The 22,569-nt window shown below is 36.6% G+C and carries 15 protein-coding genes, 2 tRNA genes, 1 rRNA gene and 1 riboswitch; all 18 genes read left to right on the forward strand.

Annotation, left to right across the window (positions count from 1 at the left end; all coding sequences use genetic code 11):
* A 23S ribosomal RNA gene (locus tag BLV53_RS14725) occupies positions 1–321 on the forward strand; the annotation flags it as partial.
* Between the two features lie 73 nt (positions 322–394).
* A tRNA-Met gene (locus BLV53_RS14730) sits at positions 395–468 on the forward strand.
* A 10-nt stretch (positions 469–478) separates the two neighbouring features.
* Positions 479–552: transfer RNA gene (locus tag BLV53_RS14735), tRNA-Arg, on the forward strand.
* A gap of 198 nt (positions 553–750) precedes the next feature.
* Complete coding sequence (locus tag BLV53_RS14740; RefSeq protein ID WP_207646243.1) at positions 751–1,620, forward strand: YitT family protein; 870 nt, start codon at positions 751–753, stop codon at positions 1,618–1,620.
* Positions 1,621–1,700: 80 nt separating this feature from the next.
* A complete protein-coding gene (locus tag BLV53_RS14745) occupies positions 1,701–2,288 on the forward strand; it encodes a hypothetical protein (RefSeq protein ID WP_090302247.1) in 588 nt (195 codons plus the stop codon).
* 167 nt (positions 2,289–2,455) lie between these two features.
* Positions 2,456–2,570, forward strand: a riboswitch (FMN riboswitch).
* Positions 2,571–2,712: 142 nt separating this feature from the next.
* Positions 2,713–3,810 (forward strand): bifunctional diaminohydroxyphosphoribosylaminopyrimidine deaminase/5-amino-6-(5-phosphoribosylamino)uracil reductase RibD, encoded by a 1,098-nt coding sequence (gene ribD, locus BLV53_RS14750; protein WP_090302249.1) that lies wholly within the window; start codon positions 2,713–2,715, stop codon positions 3,808–3,810.
* Complete coding sequence (gene ribE, locus BLV53_RS14755; protein WP_090302251.1) at positions 3,810–4,394, forward strand: riboflavin synthase; 585 nt, start codon at positions 3,810–3,812, stop codon at positions 4,392–4,394. Before ribD ends, ribE begins: the two co-directional genes overlap by 1 nt.
* A 12-nt stretch (positions 4,395–4,406) precedes the next feature.
* Positions 4,407–5,603, forward strand: coding sequence for a bifunctional 3,4-dihydroxy-2-butanone-4-phosphate synthase/GTP cyclohydrolase II (locus tag BLV53_RS14760; RefSeq protein WP_090302253.1), 1,197 nt, complete (start codon positions 4,407–4,409; stop codon positions 5,601–5,603).
* A 12-nt stretch (positions 5,604–5,615) separates the two neighbouring features.
* Positions 5,616–6,083, forward strand: a complete 468-nt coding sequence (ribH, locus tag BLV53_RS14765; RefSeq protein ID WP_090302255.1) for a 6,7-dimethyl-8-ribityllumazine synthase — start codon at positions 5,616–5,618, stop codon at positions 6,081–6,083.
* Positions 6,084–6,209: 126 nt separating this feature from the next.
* The gene (locus tag BLV53_RS14770; protein ID WP_090302257.1) at positions 6,210–7,022 is read left to right on the forward strand and encodes a Cof-type HAD-IIB family hydrolase; all 813 of its coding nucleotides are present in this window, start codon (positions 6,210–6,212) and stop codon (positions 7,020–7,022) included.
* 148 nt (positions 7,023–7,170) lie between these two features.
* Positions 7,171–9,372, forward strand: coding sequence for a hypothetical protein (locus tag BLV53_RS14780; protein ID WP_139298983.1), 2,202 nt, complete (start codon positions 7,171–7,173; stop codon positions 9,370–9,372).
* A 43-nt stretch (positions 9,373–9,415) separates the two neighbouring features.
* Complete coding sequence (locus tag BLV53_RS14785; protein ID WP_090302261.1) at positions 9,416–11,248, forward strand: glycoside hydrolase family 3 protein; 1,833 nt, start codon at positions 9,416–9,418, stop codon at positions 11,246–11,248.
* A 91-nt stretch (positions 11,249–11,339) separates the two neighbouring features.
* Positions 11,340–12,635 carry a glycoside hydrolase family 27 protein gene (locus BLV53_RS14790; protein WP_090302263.1) on the forward strand — a complete coding sequence of 432 codons (1,296 nt, stop codon included), beginning with the start codon at positions 11,340–11,342 and terminating at the stop codon, positions 12,633–12,635.
* 250 nt (positions 12,636–12,885) lie between these two features.
* The gene (locus BLV53_RS14795) at positions 12,886–14,994 is read left to right on the forward strand and encodes an HD-GYP domain-containing protein (protein WP_090302265.1); all 2,109 of its coding nucleotides are present in this window, start codon (positions 12,886–12,888) and stop codon (positions 14,992–14,994) included.
* A 20-nt stretch (positions 14,995–15,014) separates the two neighbouring features.
* Positions 15,015–19,250 (forward strand): hybrid sensor histidine kinase/response regulator, encoded by a 4,236-nt coding sequence (locus BLV53_RS14800; protein ID WP_090302267.1) that lies wholly within the window; start codon positions 15,015–15,017, stop codon positions 19,248–19,250.
* A 22-nt stretch (positions 19,251–19,272) separates the two neighbouring features.
* Entirely contained in the window at positions 19,273–20,028 is a 756-nt protein-coding gene (locus BLV53_RS14805; RefSeq protein WP_090302268.1) for a response regulator, read from the forward strand.
* 45 nt (positions 20,029–20,073) lie between these two features.
* Positions 20,074–20,922, forward strand: a complete 849-nt coding sequence (locus tag BLV53_RS17410; protein ID WP_242879118.1) for a hypothetical protein — start codon at positions 20,074–20,076, stop codon at positions 20,920–20,922.
* A gap of 14 nt (positions 20,923–20,936) precedes the next feature.
* Positions 20,937–22,460: an HD-GYP domain-containing protein gene (locus BLV53_RS17415; RefSeq protein WP_330388380.1), complete on the forward strand. Its 1,524-nt coding sequence runs from the start codon at positions 20,937–20,939 to the stop codon at positions 22,458–22,460.
* The last annotated feature ends 109 nt before the right edge of the window (positions 22,461–22,569 follow it).

Raw genomic sequence — 22,569 nt, forward strand, 5'->3', positions numbered from 1 at the left:
AGCTGGGTTCAGAACGTCGTGAGACAGTTCGGTCCCTATCCGGCGCGGGCGGAGGATATTTGAGAGGAGCTGCCCCTAGTACGAGAGGACCGGGGTGGACGGACCACTGGTGTATCAGCTGTCTACCAAAGGCATAGCTGAGTAGCCAAGTCTGGACGGGATAAACGCTGAAGGCATCTAAGCGTGAAGCCCCCCTCAAGATGAGATATCCCCTCCATAAGGAGATAAGATCCCTTAAAGACGATAAGGTAGATAGGTTCAAGGTGTAAGTGTGGTAACACACTCAGCTGATGAATACTAATAGATCGAAGGTTTATTCTAAGGTAAAGATATGTAGAAAGATAATTCTTTAAAGCTGTATGAAGTTTTGAGGTTGCTATAGTTTTGAAAATGTGGCGAGATAGCTCAGTTGGCTAGAGCACGCGGTTCATACCCGCGGTGTCGAGGGTTCGAATCCCCCTCTCGCTACTAATATTATGTGTGTGTAGCTCAGCTGGATAGAGCACTTGGCTACGGACCAAGGTGTCGGGAGTTCGAATCTTCTCACGCACGCTTTGTGTAGACGTTAAATCATAATGATTTAACGTCTATTTTTATAGTAATAATTAATAAAAATAATATGATTATTCGTTAGAATCTATCAAGATAAATACATTAAGATATATTGACTTTTTTGAATTCAAGTCGTAACCTACTATCGCTGCCTAAATATAGATGGTGGCGATTATTTATATAGGACAGGTAATAAAAATGAATGTAAAATCAATAATTAAGGAGATAGTAGTTCTTACAGTAGCTACTTTAATAATTGGAGCAGCTGTATTCTTTTTCCTTATGCCAAGTCATGCTTCTGTAAGTAGTATTTCAGGATTTGCTATAGTACTAACCAATTTTATTCCATTTTCAGTATCTACAATTACTATGGTTTTAAATGTAGTTTTGTTGATAATTGGATTTATAACGTGCGGTCCAGAGTTTGGATATAAAACAGTTTATACATCAATTTTACTTCCAGTAACTATTGGTTTATTTGAGAGGCTTCTTCCTAACTACACATCACTTACTGGAGATGCTGCGTTAGATGTTGTTTGTTACATTTTTACTGTTAGTGCAGGTACAGCAATATTGTTCAATAGAAATGCATCGTCTGGTGGTTTAGATATCGTTGCAAAGATTTTAAACAAATATCTACGTATTGATTTAGGAAAAGCTATGTCGGTTTCTGGAATGTGTATAGCATTATCTTCAGCGTTAGCATATGATTCTAAAACGGTTATATTAAGTATTCTAGGAACTTATTTAAATGGTGTTGTGCTTGATCATTTTATCTTTGATCAGAAGTTAAAGCGCAGAGTATGTATTGTTTCTCCTTATGAAGCTCAGATACGTGATTTTATATTAAATGATTTACATAGTGGTGCAAGTGTATATAAAGTTACAGGTGCATACCGTATGGAAGAACATGACGAAATCATTACCATCGTGGATAAAAGTGAATTCCAAAAACTTATGGCTTATATAGATAAAGTGGATCCAAAAGCCTTTGTTACTGTTTATAAGGTTAGTGATATGCAATATCAATCAAAAAATATGCCAGAAAGAGTCTTTAAAGACCTATAATTAATGATTATTTTATATTTATTTTATTGAAACATATAGTTTGATTAGATATACTAAATCTCTAGAAATGAGATTAAAATATGAAAATTATAGTTAGTGAGAAAACAAGAGAAAAAATAAATATCGAATATGCAAGATTTATAAAGGACCCTAATAATTTAGCTCGGCTCAAGATGAAACTCACATTAAATCAAAGGATTTTTTTGGAGTCACTTCAAGAAGCGTATGATAATTCAAATAATATCCAGGAGGAAGATAGGCAATTGCTTCTTCAGGAAGCTATATTGACATTTAACGCTGAGCCTGAGCTCGTTCCAAATGTTCCTATAGATTTAATGAAGAAGAAAGTAACTTTTAAAGAGTCTGTAGATGATTTTGAACAGCTATTGATCCTTATAAAAGTGTGGAAAAATTCTATTAGAAGGTCAAAGCGACCAATAAACAGATTGGCTATTTTTTTTGCTAGATGGTCTAAAATAATACTTTATCCTTTTTTTGTAGCCACACTTACGGCTGCATTCACTTCAATTCTTACGACAACTAGTACTGTTTTTGCATATAATTATTTAGATACAAAGTACATTGGTATAGCTATAGTGTCAGCTTTTGTATCTTTAGCAGCCGGCAAAGGAATATATCTGAGGATTGTTTCAGAAAACTTAGTCTAATTCGCATTTTATAGGTTTTATTTTATGATTTATTATGAGATTATAAAATAATGATAAATCATGGTGCGCAATAAGAATTAAGAAAAATAGTTTGTTATTTTAACAGAAATATTATAAATAGGTTGACGTCATTGAATAGATAGCGTACAATCAATCCATAAATTGAATAGAATCTTCAGGGCAGGGTGCGATTCCCTACCGGTGGTATAGCCCACGAGCCGCAAGGCATGATTCGGTGAAATTCCGAAGCCGACAGTAAAGTCTGGATGAAAGAAGATATTATATGTTAGTAAAATTATGCTCTGAGAATAGATTATTCTCAGAGTTTTTTATTATTTTGGTATTGTAAAAGCTCTGGAGAGGATTCCGGAGCTTTTTTTGTTTCACATTAATGGATTAAAAAGGCTGTTTGTCAGGAGGGATTATGAAAGAAAAAATGTTCATGAAACGAGCAATAACGCTGGCTAAATTAGGCGCTGGGTTTGTTAATCCTAACCCTATGGTAGGAGCGGTGATTGTTAAGGATGGGAAAATAATAGGAGAAGGATACCATAAAAAATATGGTGACTTACATGCTGAGCGAAATGCTTTAAAGGACTGTAGACAACGAGGAAATGATTCAACAGGAGCAACATTATATGTAACGTTAGAGCCATGTTGCCATCACGGGAAGACTCCACCTTGTACTGAAGCAATAATAGAAAGCGGAATAACAAGAGTAGTAATAGGTACACTAGATGTAAATCCAATTGTGTCAGGTAGAGGGGCAGAAATACTAAGAAATAGCGGTATAAGAGTTGAAACTGGATTGTTAGAGAAAGAATGCAAAGAATTAAATTGTATATTTAATAAATATATGACAGAAAAACGACCTTATGTTGTCATGAAATATGCAATGACAGCAGATGGGAAAATAGCCACAGTTTCTGGTGAATCAAAGTGGATAACAGGAGATTTGGCCAGAGAAAATGTTCATAGGCTTAGGAAGAAACTATCAGCGATTATGGTGGGGGTATCCACAGTTATTGCTGACAATCCCAGATTAGATTGTCGACTTGATGAGCCAGTGAACAATCCAGTGAGAATTATATGTGATTCGCATTTGCGTACGCCTCTTGACTCACAGGTTGTAAAGACTGCAAATGATATAGAAACTATTATAGCAACTTCATCTGAAGATAAAACGTTGATACAAGAATACGAAAAAAGGGGTTGTAAAATTATTGTTGTACCACAAAGCAAAAATGGAGTGGATCTCAATCATCTAATGAAATTAATAGGTGAGATGGGAATAGATAGTGTTTTGATAGAAGGTGGAGGAACACTGAATTATAGTGCATTGGAGAGTAAAATTGTTGACGAAATTCATGTACATATAGCTCCTAAGATTTTTGGTGGCAGTAGTAAATCACCGGTAGAAGGTATTGGAATATCCGATATAAATCAGGCAATTAAACTAAATCCAATAAATACAATTTGGGCTGGTGAAGACTTAATTATAGAAAATGAGGTGATTTACTAATGTTTACAGGCATTGTGGAGGAACTTGGAAAAGTACAAAGAGTCAGTAGAGGAAGCAGGGAACAGCGTATTATTATTTCCTGCAAATCAATATTAGAAGATATTCATTTAGGGGATAGTATTGCTGTAAACGGCGTGTGTTTGACGGTTGTTGAATATAATACGGTGGGGTTTTCTGCAGATGTAATGAATGAAACTTTTTCACGCTCTAGTCTAGGGACTCTAACTTCAGGTAGTAAAGTGAATCTTGAACGCGCCATGGCCTCGAATGGTAGATTTGGTGGTCACATAGTTAGTGGACATATAGATGGGACAGGGATAATAAAAAGTATTCGCAGAGATAGTAATGCTGTTTGGTTTGAAATCGGTACAGACGATTTTATTCTTGATGGAATCGTTGAGAAGGGCTCTATCGCTATAGATGGAATAAGCTTAACTGTAGCAGAAATAGGAAAAAAAACTTTTAAGGTATCAATAATTCCTCACACACTTGATGTAACAGTCCTTGGTAGTAAAAAAATTGGCGATAAAGTGAATTTAGAAAATGATGTTATAGGTAAATACGTAAAAAAATATTTAACATAGAAAGGGAAAATAATGGAAAAAGAGCTTATCAAAAAAGCCATACAGGACCTGAGGGCTGGCAAAGTCATAATGGTAATGGATGATGAAGGAAGAGAAAATGAAGGCGATTTCATTTGTGCGGCTGAGTCAGTAACTACTGAGAATGTTAATCTGATGGCCTCTGTTGGAAAGGGGCTGATATGCATGCCAATGAGCGAAGAAATTTCCAATAGACTTGCATTATCGCCAATGGTTACACACAATACCGATAATCATGAAACCGCATTTACGATATCCATTGATTACGTAGATACTACTACCGGAATATCTGCAGAGGAAAGAGCGCTTACAGCTAGGAGCTGTGTGAATACAGAAGCTTCTCCATTAGATTTTAGACGCCCGGGTCACATGTTTCCTCTTATTGCAAAAGCAGGAGGAGTAATTGAACGCCCAGGTCACACGGAGGCTACAGTTGATTTGATGAAGCTTGCAGGCTTGAAAGAATGTGGTCTTTGTTGTGAGATTATGGCAGATGATGGAACGATGATGCGAGGGGAGGAGCTGAAAAAGCTCGCCAATGAATTAGGAATGACATTCATTACTATTCCTCAATTGATTGAATATCGCAAGGTATATGACAAGCTAGTAGAATGTGTTTCAATTGCAAAAATGCCAACCCGTTATGGTGAATTTATGGCTCATTGTTATATCAATATATTAAATGGTGAGCATCATGTTGCCTTGGTAAAGGGGGATATTAGTGATGGCAAAGACGTTCTTTGTCGAGTTCACTCAGAATGCCTTACAGGTGATGTGTTCGGTTCTATGCGATGCGATTGTGGACAGCAGTTTGATGCAGCAATGAAGGCCATCGCAAAAGAGGGGCGAGGTGTACTTCTTTATATGAGGCAAGAGGGACGAGGTATAGGTCTTGTTAATAAATTAAAAGCATACAAGCTACAGGATGAAGGGATGGATACTCTTGATGCCAATTTGGCTTTAGGTTTTCCAGGAGATATGAGGGAGTACTATACGGGCGCACAGATATTAAAGGATCTTGGAATAAAATCTTTGGACTTACTTACTAATAATCCTGATAAGGTATATCAACTTACAGATTATGGAATGGAGATTTCAAGAAGAGTGCCAATTGAGATTGAAGCTAACAAATATGACGTATTTTACTTAAAAACAAAAAAAGCAAGAATGGGACATATGTTAGAAGTATAGGAGGATAGTAAAATGAAAATTTATGAAGGAAAGTTAGTATCACAAAACATCAAAGTGGGAATCGTAGTTGCTCGATTTAATGAGTTTATTACTTCAAAGCTTTTAGCTGGTGCTATTGATGGGTTGAAAAGGGAAAATGTAAATGAAGACGATATTGAAGTAGCATGGGTTCCAGGTGCATTTGAGATTCCTTTAATTGCTAAGAAAATGGCAAATAGCAAAAAGTATGATGCTGTTATTTGTCTTGGAGCTGTAATCAGAGGTGCAACATCACATTATGATTATGTTTGTTCAGAGGTGTCTAAGGGGATAGCACAGGTTAGCCTTGGGGCAGAAATTCCTGTTATGTTTGGGGTTCTTACCACGGATACTATTGAGCAGGCTGTTGAAAGAGCTGGTACAAAAGCTGGCAATAAGGGATTTGAGTGTGCTCAAGGTGCCATAGAGATGGTTAATTTAATTAAAAATCTTCAACAATAGAAATAGAGTATAAGAAAAATTTGGTATTTAACGATATAGATGAAGGACTAGTGTTACTAGATGCTGCTTTTAATTTCTTAAAATGAGAGATTGACTAAGTAAACTTGGATTGATAAGATACCAATTATGAAATATAAAGCTATAGCATTGGATTTAGACGGAACTCTTTTAAATAGCAAAAAAGAGATTAGCAAAAAGAATAAAGAAGTAATAATGAAAGCAGCAAAGGCAGGTGTTGTTATAATCCTTGCCTCGGGTAGACCTATCCCTGGAGTTAAAAAAATTGCAAAGCAGCTTCATTTAGAAGAAGTAGGAGGATACATACTCTCATATAATGGAGGAATGATTATCAATTGTAAAACAGGAGAGGTTATTCGCAGGGAGACTATTCCTGAAAAGTATTATGCTGATATTGTTCACATCGCCAATAAATTTGATGTCACCACATTGACCTATGATGCAGAGGGCATCATTACAAATAATGAAAACGATAAATACGTACACATCGAATCGCAAATCAACAATATTCCAATCAGACAGGTGTTTCATTTAGAGGAAGAGGCCCAGATTGATCCACCAGTAAAATTTTTGTGCACAGGTGAACATAAGGAACTAAAAAAGGTTCAGGCAAAGCTTGATGAAAAGCTAAATGGTGCTGTAAACGTATTCTTTTCAGAGCCATTTTTCCTTGAGATAACACCTCAAGGAATTGAGAAGGCATCCTCGCTTGAAATCTTGCTTCGAAGTCTTGACATAGACAGGAAAAATCTAATTGCCTGTGGTGATGGCTACAACGACATTCCTATGATGCGCTATGCAGGTCTTGCAGTTGCCATGGAAAATGCGCAAGCTGAGACAAAGGAATGGGCTGATTATATTGCACCAACCAATGATAAGGATGGAGTTGCAGTAGCAATAGAAAAATTTATAAAAGAATAATACATATTTAAGGAGGCTCCTATCGAGCCTTCTTTTTTTGAAAGTAAAAAAATATTTAGTGACATAACTGTGACAATTCAATTGCTATACTTCTCAATATCAAATGAACGAGTTGATAAATACTTTATATAACGAGGAGGAAACTTAAATGGTTAAGAGACAAATGTGGGTTAGAAAATTTGCATGTGGTATGGCAGCGATTGCTATGGTTTCAAATGTTGGTGCAGTTACAGCGTATGCTGCAGAAAATGATGATTTGGCAATTACAGGTTATGTAGATGAAAGCGTACCAGAAGAAGCTCAGAAAGAAGAAGCTCAGAACGGAGAAGCTCAGAACGGAGAAGCTCAGAACGGAGAAGCTCAGAACGAAGAAGCTCAGAAAGAAGAAGCTCAGAACGAAGAAGCTCAGAAAGAAGAAGCTCAGAACGGAGAAGCTCAGAAAGAAGAAACTCAGAAAGAAGAAACTCAGAACGAAGAAAGTCAAAACGAAGAAACTCAGCAAGAAGAAGTTCAGAAAGCAGATGCTCAGAAAACAGTTGAGAAAGAAACTGTAGATCTTTACATGTTACTTGCTAATACATTATGTAAAGATAAAGCCTCAGAAGAAAACAAGGAGCAGGTGAAAACATCTGAAGGTGAAGTCAAAACTGACGAGAGTAAGGCTGAAGAGAAAAAAGAAGAAACTCCAGTGCACAGAGCAGATGCAGGTATTTTTTCAATAATGGAGTTTTCTAATAGTCGATATGTTTATTATGATGATGGAACTTGTAGTGAAATCAAAATAAATGATGATAAAAGTGAAACTTTAGTAGAAAACAAACCATATACTAAAGAAGATTATTGTAAGGCTTACCTTGGTTACAATTTCTTAAATTATATTGCATTAGGTCGTGAAAAAAGCGATGAAATAAGAAAGATGGATAAACAACAGCTTATGGAGTTCATTGAAGAATGTAACAAGAAACCATATTATGATGTGGACGAATTATATCATAAATATATTCCTAATTATGGTGGTGAGTACAAATCAGAATTATTTGAATTAGCTATTAAAAGTGCAAATGAAGGAGTAATGCAGACCAATGGACAAGCTGCAGCAAATTTGGTTGGAGACGTTGAACCAATAAAATATGCTGAAAACTCAATAAAAAACATTGTTACAGGTTTAGCAGGTCAGAATGTGGTTGTTCCAGATTCTGTATATAACAATGATTTTGTTGAAATCAACAATATGGAAGATGATCCAATCACAAAAAACAATGATTATGTTGACTCTATAATTTTAAGAAATCAAGACAATAACTTTATTAATTTTGCCAAAGATGGAATGTCACGTGCAAAGTCAATCGCTGAAATTAGACAGGACAAGAATCTTTCTGATATTCAAAAAACTATTAAGGTGGCAGAGCTTATAGGAAGTACAAAGGAATGGGATGAGGGAGAAGGAAATGCAACTATCCTAAAGAATATGGCAGCAGCATCCCAGGCTCTGATTGCAAATGAAAACGGTGATAATAGCACAAAGACTATGTATGAGGCTATTTACAATTTTAATAAGCATGATTGCTTGTTCTCAGGTGAAGTTATAACTAAGTCAAAGGGATTTATAGAGACAAGAGTTAGCAGCTTTGTACGTAATTGCGAAATCGTTATGGAATGTTTAAAAGCTCATAACCAAGTTGCTAAATTGACTGAGGAGCAGGTAAAAACTTTAGATCCAGAGACTAAGGCTGTTTATGATAGAATTCATGGTGATTCTGCTACAGTATTTAGCAAGATTAAAACAGTGGCTGAAATCTTCTTAGGCAGCGATAACGCCGATGGAACACATAACGCTGGAGTTGCAGATACTGCCAGAGAATATGGTAAAAAGGATAGATGTACATATATTAATTATGGAAAAAATGGAGCTGGTATCAAATTAAATAATAGGCTCAGTTCAAAGGAAGCTAATGACTATACTATTGGTAAATTTACAGATATAAATGCTATTAACGAGAAAGTTAATAATAGTCCGCTGACTACTGATGACTTAAATAATATTTTTGAAAGAGCAGCTAAGCAGGGAAAGACTGTAAAGAATTATCTATCAGAGGTAGGCTTTGATACAAGCAATATGAATAATGGTGTTATTCTCACAGGTTCTTATGATGACAGACCAGAATATGTTAATGCTGGCATTACTATTTCTGTAGGAAGAGGTACAATGGGATTAAAGGGTGTCGGTGTAGATGATACTTCATGTAAAGAACAGAAAGTTGGAATTACAGAACATGAGCATAGAGTATTTTGGACATGTGATACCAGATTAGAAAACAAGCTACCTATTTTTACATTTGAAGCAAAGTAGAGTATTCTTATTATAATAATACGGGGAGAAAAGGAGGACATTAATGAAAAGAGGATTAGCACTATTAACAGCTTTAGTTGTTGGTACAACAACACTATTCAGCCAGTCGGCAATCACTGCCCAGGCAAAGGCAAATACCATTGAAGCTATGGTACAGGAAATGCCAGTAGAGCAGAAGGTGGCCCAGATGTTTATGCCATCCTTCAGATATTGGGGTACTGGCGATGACAAAAAAGGAGTTACGGAATTAAATGATGAGCTTAGGTCTACTTTAAAGAAGTACCATTTTGGTGGAGTGATTTTATTTGGACAGAATGCTCAGAATGCAAAACAGACTACAGAGCTTGTAGCTGATATGCAAAAGGCTAATCTACAGGGTGGAGCCACTTCATCACTACTGATTTCAATTGATCAGGAAGGTGGTTATGTCTCACGTTTAAATACTGGAACTCAAATGCCAGGAAATATGGCAATAGCTGCTACAGGAAATCCTGATAATGCATATAAGGTTGCCCAGATTATGGGCGAGGAGCTTGCAGTACAGGGAATTAATCTGGATTTTGGTCCTGTAATGGATGTAAACAATAATCCAGCCAATCCTATAATTGGTGTTCGTTCATTTTCAGATAAGCCAGAGGTAGTAGCAAAATTTGGCCAGCGATATATTGATGGTCTTCATGCAAATGGAGTTATGTCTGCCTTAAAGCATTTCCCTGGTCATGGTGATACTGCAACAGATAGCCACACAGGACTTCCACTTATCGATAAATCATATGATGAGTTAAAGCAGTTTGAGCTTATTCCATATGCATCAGTTGCTAAATCTACTGATTTTATTATGACAGCCCATATTCAGTATCCGCAGATTGAAAAGGGTACTTATGTTTCAAAGAAGACTGGTGAGGTAATTAATCTTCCAGCGACTCTTTCAAAGACAATTCTTACGGATATTCTGAGAAAGGATTTAGGATTTGATGGAGTAATCGTAACAGACGCAATGGACATGGATGCTATAAAAGAACATTTTGATAGAATGGATGCTGCAAAATATGCTATCAATGCAGGAGCTAATTTGCTACTTATTCCAGTAGATTTAACTACAGTAGCAGACCTTCAAAGCCTGGATGAATATATTGCAGGAATCGTAAAAATGATTCAAAGTGGTGAGATATCTGAGGCAAGAGTAAACGATTCTGTTACAAGGATTCTAAATGTAAAAGCAAAGTATGGATTGCTATACGATGATTCCCTTAATAAGATTTCAAAATGGTCAAGAATCCAGCCATCAGTAAATCTGGCAGAAAGTGTTGTAGGCTGCAAGGAGCATCATGATGTGGAATGGAAGATGGCACTTCAAGCAATCACTTCTGTTAAAAATGATGATGCATTCCCAATTGCCACAAACAAAAAGGTTACTGTTTTATATCCAGCAGAAAATCAAAAGCTTTCAATTACTTATGCTATCAATAAATTAAATGAAAGTGGCATCAAGGTTGATTCAAACAATGTAAATGCAATCTGTGTAAAGGATTTTGCAAATGTAGATGTTAATAAAGCATTAGAAGGAGCTGATGAAGTAATATGTATTTCAGCTACCTATTCAGCAGAGGTTAAAAATAAGGACTTTGTTAACAGTGTAATCAAAACGGCTCATGCAAATAACGCAAAGGTAGTTTTAGTAAGTGCGCATCTGCCTTATGACAGTGCACTTTATCCTGAGGCTGACGGAATAGTTGCTTGCTACAGCGGCAAAGGTATGCCAGAGCTTCCTACAGGAATGCCAAACAACAAACAGTATGGTGCAAATCTTCCAGCTGCAATTTTTAGCATTTTTGGTGGTTCTAATCCAACTGGAGTAATGCCAGTCAGCTTCTAATAATGTATAATGATTAAAAAGTAAAGGGCACAAACACTGTGCCCTCTATTTTATGATTTATGAAAAAAGGGGTAATACAAGGAGAACTGTTATGACAAAAAATGATTTTGCATTAACACCGCCTATGGGGTGGAACAGCTACGATTATTATGACACCACAGTCAATGAAGCGCAGGTGAAAGCCAATGCGGATTTTATGGCAAAGCATCTAAAGCAATTTGGCTATGAATATGTGGTTGTAGATATCGAGTGGTATTCAAATGATGCTGGAACCAAACGAAACGAATATCAGTACATTCCATTTGGAGATGATGAAATTGATGAATATGGAAGATTTATTCCAAGTCCAGTCAGATTTCCATCATCAAAAAATGGGGCAGGCTTTAAGCCATTGGCTGATTATTGTCATGAGCTGGGGCTCAAATTTGGTATACATATTATGAGGGGAATTCCTCGAACTGCTGCTGAAAGACATCTGCCGGTTTTGGGCACATCTGTTACAGCTGCAGACATTGCAAATCCAAGCAGTATCTGTGGTTGGAATCCAGATATGTATGGTGTTAAAAATGCCATAGAGGGTCAGGCCTACTATGATTCAATTATTAATCTTTATGCAAGCTGGGGCGTGGATTTTATCAAATGTGATGACATCTGCGATTCATGGATGTATAAACCAGAGGACTTTAGTGGCTGGCATGAGACCAGAATGCTTCACGAGGCTATTATGAAATCAGGCCGTGAGATAGTGCTCAGCCTTTCTCCAGGACCGGCACACATCGATAAGGCTTTTCATTATCAGGAAAATGCAAATATGTGGCGCATTACAGATGACTTTTGGGATAAGTGGGAGCTTCTTAAAAATATGTTCTGGCGCTGTGAAATGTGGCAGGATCATGTAAAAACCGGATGCTTCCCAGATTGTGATATGCTTCCAATAGGTATAGTGGGAGGTGGCTTTGGTGAAGAACGCTTAAGTAATTTTACATATGATGAGCTTCAGACAATGATGACTCTTTGGAGCATGTTCCGTTCACCACTTATGATAGGTGGAGAGCTCACAAAAATGACTGAAGAAGATGTGGCATTACTTACAAACAAATATTTACTTACATTTATGGAAGATGGCTGGAAAGCAAGTCAGGTATATAGGGATGACACAAAAGCTATATGGAAGACTAAAAATGCTGCCACTGGCCAATTCGCATTTGCGATATTTAATCTTTCGGATGAATACAGAGATTTTGATGTGGATTTGGAAAAGTTGCTTCAGTCAAAGGTTGAAACACTAAAAATTAAAGATATATGGACAGATAATCTGTATGAAGTGGACAGCAAGCCTGTATTTACCATACCACTTCATGGAGTTAAGGTATTCATAGTACAGTAATAACGACAAAAAAGCAGTTCGGTTTGAACTGCTTTTTTGCATTTCAAGAGACAACAATAAGAGTAAATATCAGAATATATGTGAAATCTTTTTGAAATATAAGATTTATACAAAGCATTTCTTGTATTTGTTGATAAAATCATATATAAGTACTGACACTTATAATTGGCCATGCCTATAATTTTTATCAAGCAGTCTTATCTATGTGGAATGCTTGGTTATTCAGATAAAACAGGGGAATTCAGGTAACATGAAACAAAACAGGATTAAATTAACTGCAATTGTATTAATAAGTATAGCTGCAAATGTATTACTGTACTATTTTATGTATACTTTTGGGCTACCTCTTTATTTTGATACTGTTGGAACGATTTTTACGACAATAGTTGCAGGACCATTTTTTGGAATACTTACCGGGTTTGCTACAAACGTAATAGGTATGATTAGCAATATTGAAACTATTTACTATTCCTCAATTAACTCACTTATAGCCCTTGCAACCTTTTCATATGTGAAAAAGTATTCTATTAACCGAATTTATAATATTGCTGGGCTCACAATCAGACTGGCAACTCTTACTGGAGTTCTGGCCACAATTATTCAGTGGGTATTATTTGATTTTCAAAATTCTGTAGTTGGAAATAATGCCGCTGAGATTGCTGAAATAACTGGCATGCATATAGTAATTCCTACGTTAATTCTAAATATTTTAATTAATATTCCAGATAAAGGGATGTCCATTGTCATAGTTCGTTTGGTGTTAAAGCTGTTCCCTGAAAATTTTGCCGATGATATACAGCTTTGTACACTAAGACAGGCTGTCCGTCCAAAAATGGAAGTGGAAAAAAGAAAAAAGGGGGTTAAATGGATCAGGCATTCTGTTCGCACAAGAGAAACTCTGACTTTAGTTATGACATCATCCATAATCGTTATTGCAATGGCCTGCATTGGCTTTCGTCTGTACTATCAGAACGAAAAAAATTCAATGAAGGAAAACGTTTATAATGCGGCAGCCTTTGTGGCTGAAATGATAGATCCTAAATTAGTTGATAGGTTTAATAAAAATGGTGTAAATGCCGTTGGATATCAGGAGACAGAAAAACTATTAATTATGATAAGAGATAGTGTCCCTGAAATTTCAAGTCTCCATGTGACGGAAATTAAAGAAGATGGATATCATGTGATTTACGACTTGGCAAAAGAAGATATGGTTAAACACAATCCTGGGGATGTTGTTCCTTTTGAGGAAGGATTTAAGCCATACATAGCAAAAGCCATTGCTGGTGAAGACATTGAACCAATCGAAGAGGCGACAATTAGACATTGGACTTACACAATATTTTATCCGGTTAAGGATGATGAGGGAAAAACGGTTTGCTATGTAAGCTGTTATGTATTGCTGGTTTATTTGGCAGGATATATGTTTAAATTCCTACTAAAAGTGCTTTTTATATTAGCCGGATTATACCTGCTTTTGGTAGCATATGAGCTTTGGCGTACCAGCATTAATACCACCTATCCGATAACTGCCATTACAGAATGCGTGGATCATTTTTCTGATAATGGCGATGATCAAACAAGTCTTGATGAAAACGTTAAAAAGATAAGAGCCATTGATATTCGAACTGGCGATGAAATAGAAAAGCTTTATAAGACTATATGTGATATGGCTCTGAATCAGGCTGAACAGATGCGAAATATCAGGCGCCTATCTGAGTCCACCATGAAAATGCAGGATGGATTGATTATAACTATGGCTGATATGGTTGAAAGCCGCGATTCCGACACAGGGGCTCATGTTCAGAAAACTGCAGCATATGTAAAAATAATTGTGGAGGGCCTTAAAGAAAAAGGGTATTACCCTGAAAAGATTAATGCAAAATTTATGTCAGACATTGTAAGGTCTGCTCCTCTTCATGATGTAGGAAAAATAAATATCTCAGATAAAATTCTTAACAAGCCAGGAAAGCTGACAGATGAAGAATTTGAAATAATGAAAACTCATACAACTGCAGGTAAGGAGATTATGGAAAAAGCCATTTACACTGTAAAGGGTGGAAGCTATTTAAAGGAAGCCAGAAATATGGCAGCATATCATCACGAAAGATGGGATGGTAAGGGATATCCTGATGGTCTGCATGGAGAAGTAATCCCTTTATCTGCAAGAATAATGGCGGTGGCAGATGTTTTTGATGCCCTGACATCGAAGCGTGTATATAAGCCTGCTTTTGAATTGGAAAAGGCATTGGATATTCTAAAAGAAGGCGCTGGCACACAGTTTGATCCAAAATGTGTTGAAGTATTTTTGGAAGCTGTACCTGAAATAAAGGTTATTCTCAAGAAATATAATGAGATTTAGGAAGAAAGGTTGTTTTTACTTTGAGACATTTTACTATTAAAAATGCGAAAAAGTTAATAGTCCTTTTAATTGCGTTGCTGCTTTTGGCACCAGCAAAGGTGAATCATGCTGCAGATAAGGACAGCAATGAAGTGGCAAAATCTGGTGGTGGCTATGCACTGTCTGGTCAGCTCCCTCAGGTAGGATATACAGCAAAGATTTATGATGCATCAAACGGACTTGTTACCTCAGATGCAAATTGCGTAATGTGTGCTAGCGACGGAGCAATCTGGATAGGTAGCTATGGTGGAATCATCAGATATGATGGAACTACTTTCGTCAGGCTGGAGTCCAGTGAAGGTCTCACAAGTGGCAGAACTATTTTTGAGGATTCTTCAGGTAGAATTTATATCGGTACAAATGATAATGGTGTTGTAGTTCTAGATGGTGACAACCGCACTCATTACACATATAAGGAAGGCCTTCCATCATCATCCATAAGAGCATTTGCGGAAGATGATGAGGAAAATGTTTTTATTGGAACAACATCTGGCTTGGCTTATCTTAATCCAGAGGGGCAGCTTTGCAAAATTGATGATGAAAGAATTAATCATGAGAGAGTCCTTAGACTGGTTTCAGATGTATCAGGTATTATTTATGGTCAGACCTCAAGCGGAACAGTTTTTTCTATAATTGATTGTAAGATTTCAGCTGTATATACTTCCAGAGACCTTGGTATAGACGATATAACCTCAATTCTTGCAGATCCAAAGGTTTCAGGAAAAGTATATTTTACCACAGAAAGCTCTTCGGTATATTATGGAACCTTTGGCGCCAGAGCTTTTAACATGGAACGTATTTTGACTGACGGAATATCCAATCTTCATTGGATTAGCTATGACTGTGGCAGAGTTTGGGTTTCATCTAAGGATGGATTTGGATACATCGACAAGCAAAAGCATTTCCATCTGGTAAAACATCTTCCTACAAATACATCAATCGAGATGACAACCTCTGACTATCAGGGAAATCTGTGGATAGCTTTATCTACAGAAGGAGTTATGAAGGTTGTTACAAATAATTTTTCTGACATAACAGAAGAAGCTCAAATCAGGGATGCTGTTACTAACGCTGTATGTACCTACAATGGCTATTTATATATTGGTACTGATTATGGCCTTTATGTGGTTGATAGGGAAAATCATGCTTATGATAACGAATTGACCTATATGCTAAATGGCTCAAAAATCAGATGCATTATGAAGGACAAGGCAGGAAATCTTTGGATTTCAACCTATACAAATGGAAAGGGATTAGTCTGCCTTAAAGCCTCAGGAGAGATAGTTTCTTATACCCGTGCTACTGGTATGCCTACCAACCAGGTTAGAAGTACTAACGAAACTGATGATGGAAAAATATTAGTTTCTACAAATGCAGGCTTGGTCATAATTAAGGACGGAGAAATTATAAAAACTGTTGGGGAAGAAGATGGAATCAGAAATACCGTCTTTTTTACAGCTGTAGAGTCAAAGGACGGCAGAATCTATGTTGGTACGGATGGAGATGGAATTTATATAATAGACAATAATAAAATCACTAGAATTGGGCGTGACGAAGGTCTTACAAGTGATGTTGTATCTCAAATTAAGTGGGATGCGGAAAATGAAGTATATTGGATAATCACTTCAAATTCAATTGAATATATGAAAAATGGTGCTATCTACAACGTGCCAACATTTCCATACAATAATAATATTGATATTATTTTGGGCGATAATGGTAATGCCTGGGTACTTTCAGCCTGTGGAATTTATAGCGTTCAAATGGAAGAGATGCTTAATAATAGAGTTGAAAACTACAGGCTATATACTATAGATAACGGTATGCCATATGGAATTACATCGTTGTCATATAGCACAATGGATGACGATGGAAATATGTTAATAGCTGGTCGTCATGGTGTTATAGGCGTTAATATGACCCGTTTCTTTGAGATAGATGCAGATGTAAAAGTAGGTTTAGGCGGTATATTCTGTGATGGTGAAAAAATAATTCCAAATGAAAATGGAAAATATATTATTCCTACTTCAGGGGAACGTATCCGTATTATACCGTCAGTTATGGACTATTCGATGTTAAATCCTACTGTCCATGTATATATGACTGGACTTGATGATAAAGGTGTAATTGTTGGAAAAAGTGAATTAGGCCCAATAGAGTACACAAATATACCTTATGGAAAATATAAACTTCATATTGAAGTCTTGGATAATAACACTGATGAGGTTATTAAGGATGATGTATTTGACATCTATAAAAGACCTCATTTGATGGAGTTTATTGTATTTAGAGTATTTGCCTTGGCAGCAATTGTAGTTATTGTGGGCATAGTCATTTACCAGATAATGCAAAATAAGGTAATTAAAAGGCAATATGATGAGATAATTCAGGCAAAGAATGAAGCTGAAAGAGCTAACACTGCAAAGAGTAGATTCCTTGCCAATATTTCTCATGAGATTAGAACCCCAATCAACACAATAATAGGTATGAATGAAATGATTACCAGGGAAAATCCTGAAGGGGTGCCAAAAAACTATTTCCTGGCAATGATGAATTACTCATTTGATATTAGAAGTGCTGCAGACTCACTTTTGAGTCTTATTAATGATCTTCTTGATATGTCAAAAATTGAATCAGGAAAGATGCATCTTGTAGAAGAGGAATATGACCTGCAGGAGATGATCAGGTCTGTTGCAAGCATGATCAGGGTAAAGAGCACCCAAAAGGAATTGACCTTTGACATAGTTGTGGATGAAATATTGCCAAAACGTCTTTACGGAGATGATGGAAAAATTAAGCAGATAGTCATAAATCTGCTTACTAATGCTGTCAAATATACAGATGATGGTGGCTTTATTTTATCGGTATCTATGCTTAAAAGAGAAGATGATGTGTGTGATATCAGCTTCGTTGTAAAGGATACAGGAATAGGTGTTAAAGAAGAGGATTTAGATAAAATATTTACAGCTTACGAGCGCCTGGATGAGGTAAAAAATAGCGCTATCCAAGGCACTGGACTTGGACTTGATATTTCAAACAGATTTGCAGAGCTCATGGGTGGTAGTCTTACATTAGAGAGTACCTACGGCGAAGGCTCTGAATTCACCCTTACGGTTTCACAAAAAGTAGTAGACAGTACACCGATTGGCGTTTTCACCGAACGAGAAGAAACATTTGCAAAGGGACCATATATTCCAAAATTTATAGCACCAGATGCAGATGTTCTTGTAGTTGATGATAACCCGATGAATCTTAATGTTATCAAAAATCTGCTGAAAGCAACAAAGGTATTTGTGACCACAGCTTCAAGTGGTGTTGAATGTATCGAAAAAATACAACAGGACAAATTCCACATTGTACTGCTTGACCACATGATGCCGGAAATGGATGGTATCGAAACTCTTGAGAAAATCCGTGAGATAGATAAGGAGCTTCCAGTCTATGCTCTTACCGCAAATGCGGTAGCAGGAGAAGAGTTCTATACCTCTAAGGGCTTTAATGGATATCTGTCAAAGCCTGTGGATAGCGAAGCCTTAGAGCGCACCATTATGAAGCATATTCCAGAGGAAATGATGGAAAAGGCTACAGAGGCTGATGTTGAAGAGGACCTTGATGAAATCCCAATCGACCTTGTTTGGATAAGTGATATTACAGACATTTCAGTGCCAGATGGAATTAGAAATTCAGGTGGTATAAAAAACTTTATCTTTGCCCTTAAGCTTTTCTACGACACCATTGATGATAATTCAGAGGTTATTGAAAATGCATATGAAAGTAAAAATATAAGACTATACACCATAAAGGTACATGCCTTAAAGAGTTCAGCAAGAATTATAGGCGCTATTCCACTTTCTACGTTAGCGGCCTCACTTGAGGATGCTGGCAACCATGAGGATGTGAAATTCATCGAAAATAATCACAGGAAATTCATGGATGATTACTATGCATTTAAGGAAAAGCTAAAGCATATAGAGGAAGGAACTGAAGATAGTAGCAATAAGGAGCCTATACCACAAGATGAACTAAAGGAAGCGTATGCAGCCCTAAAGGATATGATTCCGCAAATGGATTACGATGCGGTTGAGATGATAGTTGAACAGCTTAAGGAATACAAGCTTCCAGCAGAAGATAGTGAAATCATTTCAAAAATCGAAAAGCTGCTTAGAAGCTTTGACTGGGATGAAATGGAAACTTTAATTACAGAAAAACTTCAGTAGAGCACACAAAAGGAGAGGCAAGATGGAAAGCAAAATGATTGTAGTGGGGGAAAAGGAATCATTTATCGTCAGGGTTCTTATTCAAAAGGCAACGGCTGCCGGCTGTAAGACAAAATTTGTCCATTGGTCTGTTAATGATATCAATAGTAGCCTTGAAAAAGATATGCTGATTACCTTTTACATTGATGAAAATGACGTTCCCCAGGAGGATGTTATTCATTTTCTCATTGATAATATGGAAAACATGGGGCTACAAATGATTCTCATTGGTGAGCAAAGCGATATAGATGCCATGGAAAAATTTTTCCCTAAGCATCTGATATATCAAGCCTTTGGCAGACCGGTGGATAATGCAGTTTATACCCAGTCAGTCAAAGAGTTTTTTGAGAAGGAAGCAAAGGGCGACTTCAAGAAAAGCATTCTTGTTGTAGATGATGACCCACAATATCTAACACTTGTCAGGGAATGGCTTCGTGACTCCTATAAGGTATCCATGGCGAATTCTGGCATGCAGGCTATAAAATGGCTTGCTAAAAATAAGGTGGATTTGATTCTTTTAGACCATGAAATGCCTGTCACAAGCGGACCACAAGTTTTGGAAATGCTTCGCAGTGAGCCTGAAACAAAAAATATTCCCGTAATGTTTCTCACAGGAAAAGGTGACAAGGAAAGTGTTATGGCAGTAGTGGCACTTAAGCCGGAAGGATATTTTTTAAAGACAATAGACAAAAAGGAATTATTAGATAAGCTTCAGGCCTTTTTTATAATGCAAAAGTAATTAAGAGTAATTCAGATAGTAATGTACATTCAGGAGAAGGTTTAAATGTATAGATTTTTTCAAACCTATCAATTGGATATTATGTTGATACTTTGCGGAGTAAGCTTGACCATGACATTGCTTCTTTTCATCACCAGATTTCTTCCTAAAAGAAGAAAATGGAGTCTAATTTTCATGGAGATAGCTGCGGCCCTTTTGCTGTATTTTGACAGGACTGCTTATATATATTCCGGTGATGTATCTGCCATGGGATATTTTATGGTTAGGCTATCCAATTTTATGGTCTTTCTCATGACTCCAACCATCGTTCTTACATTTGGATTTTGTCTGGTTGATGCACTTAACAAGGGTGAAGAAATACAAATAGTTCCAAAAAGACTTGTTATTGTGGGTATAGCAGCATTGGTAGCAATGATGCTTGCAGTGGTATCCACATTTACAGATATGTATTATTACTTTGATGAATACAATGTCTATCACAGGGGGCCACTCTTTTTATTCAGCTATATAATCCCTGTATTGGGACCTTTGATTCAATACACTGTAATATTTCAATATAGAAAAAGATTTAGTGTATTTTTATACACTGCCTATACGCTATACATTTTCTTGCCTATAGTGGCAGGTATAGTTCAGATATTTGCATATGGAATCTCCATAGTAAATATGGGGATGGTTTTTGTCTCCATATCCCTTTATATATTTACATATCTTGATATAAATGAAGAGGTCATCAGGGCTCACACCATTGAGCTTGAAAATATAGAAAAAGAAAAGAAGAGTATGAAACGACTCTTCGATCAGACCGCTAATGCTCTTGTAAAAGCCGTGGAAAAAAAGGATGAATATTTAAAGGAAATTCTGCAAAAAAGGCTGAGATTGCCAGAGATATAGCAAAGGAAGCTGGGCTGAGTGATGAGGAATGTGAAGAGGTTTATTATGCCGCCCTGTTGCAGAATGTAGGTAGAATTGGATTACCAGATAGCATCATTGGAAAGACAAGTATGCTATCGTCCTTTGAAGAGCAGCTTCTTAAGCAGGAGCCTGTTTTGAGTGGAGAAATTCTTTCTAGCATTACCGAATATCCATATTTAAGCTTAGGAGCCAGATACAGTTGTGAAAGCTATGATGGAAATGGATATCCGGAGGGGCTTTCAGGAGAAAATATTCCAGAGATTGCAAGGATAGTAGCGGTTGCCGACGCTTATGTAGATATGTCGTCAAAGAAAATAAACCGCAATCCAATTCCTGAACCTATGATTAGGGAAGATTTTGTAAAAAATGCAGGGATTAAATTTGACCCGGTCTATGCAAATATCATGGTTAAACTCATCGATAATAATGATTTTAAGATAGTTCCTGAGGCAGAAGACGAGCTTATAACTGAGCTTGAATGTAAACAATATAGAGACAATTTCTCCAAGGGTATAGAGGTTACAGGTTTTGTAAAAAACATTACCTTTTTTTCTGTCAAAGCTGAAGATGACAGTCAGTTTAGTCAGCCATCTATTGTTTTGTTTGATTCCTTTGACAGGCATGTTCATGTGGATGAAATGTCGATTTCTGCTTTTAGATATACAGAGTATGGAGAGCTGTGGTTTGATGGCCATAGTATATCTACCAATGTGAGAAATATGCAGGTGAATGTTTCTGATAAAGAAACGGATCAAAGTATGCCAAAGCTTTTCAAGGAGGCAGGAAAAATCGAATCCAGGTACAGAATTTCTGCATGCCGTTATGAAGATCATGTAAAGATCATCATGGAAAATAATGGAAAGTTAGTAGAGGCAATCATCGCCCTTCCAGATAAAACGAAATCATTATTTATCGGTCTTACAGGTGAGAATTGCATTATTTCAAGTATTAATGTTGAAGAAACCGATATTCAAACAAAGGAAAATGACATCGAAAGAATCGAAGATGAAATTGATTTTAAGGACAGAATGGAATCAGATGTTCCTAATGTACAGATAGACCGAACCAGATCTGATGCCACCGAGGGAATCGAGGTTGTAGATGACCGTATACTTTGTTTTCATTCTATGACGTTACCATCAGGCAGCTTTATCTGGCATTGTCCTTATATTGTTCTATTTTATTCTGAGGACAAAAAAGTCTTTGGAGAGGGATACAAGGAATATGCCATGATAAAGATAAACGGTGAGGACGATGGCTCTAAAGAAGATGCTGATAATAAATTTTTCATGGAAAAAGGAGAGGACTTCAAAGATTGGGAAATTTTCAAGCATTTATGTAAGCAGGGTATAGAATGCAAAGTTACCTTTAAACGAAAAGGAAATAAAATCACTTTGCATACCGAGAACCTTGGAATAAAGATTTCAAACACCACAATTTTGCATGAAGGAAATGAAAAGGTTTATGTTGCAATCACTGGAGATCAGGTGGCTTTGACGGATATTAGAGTAAGATAAAATAAATTATTAAAGAACAAAAATTGTATTCAATTAAATCAAATAAATATGTTGATTTCATCCCCTTCATTTAATAATATAGTCTAAGATTTTTAAGAGAAGGATATAT

It is taken from the genome of Pseudobutyrivibrio sp. ACV-2 (genome assembly GCF_900107545.1).
Classification (GTDB): domain Bacteria; phylum Bacillota; class Clostridia; order Lachnospirales; family Lachnospiraceae; genus Pseudobutyrivibrio.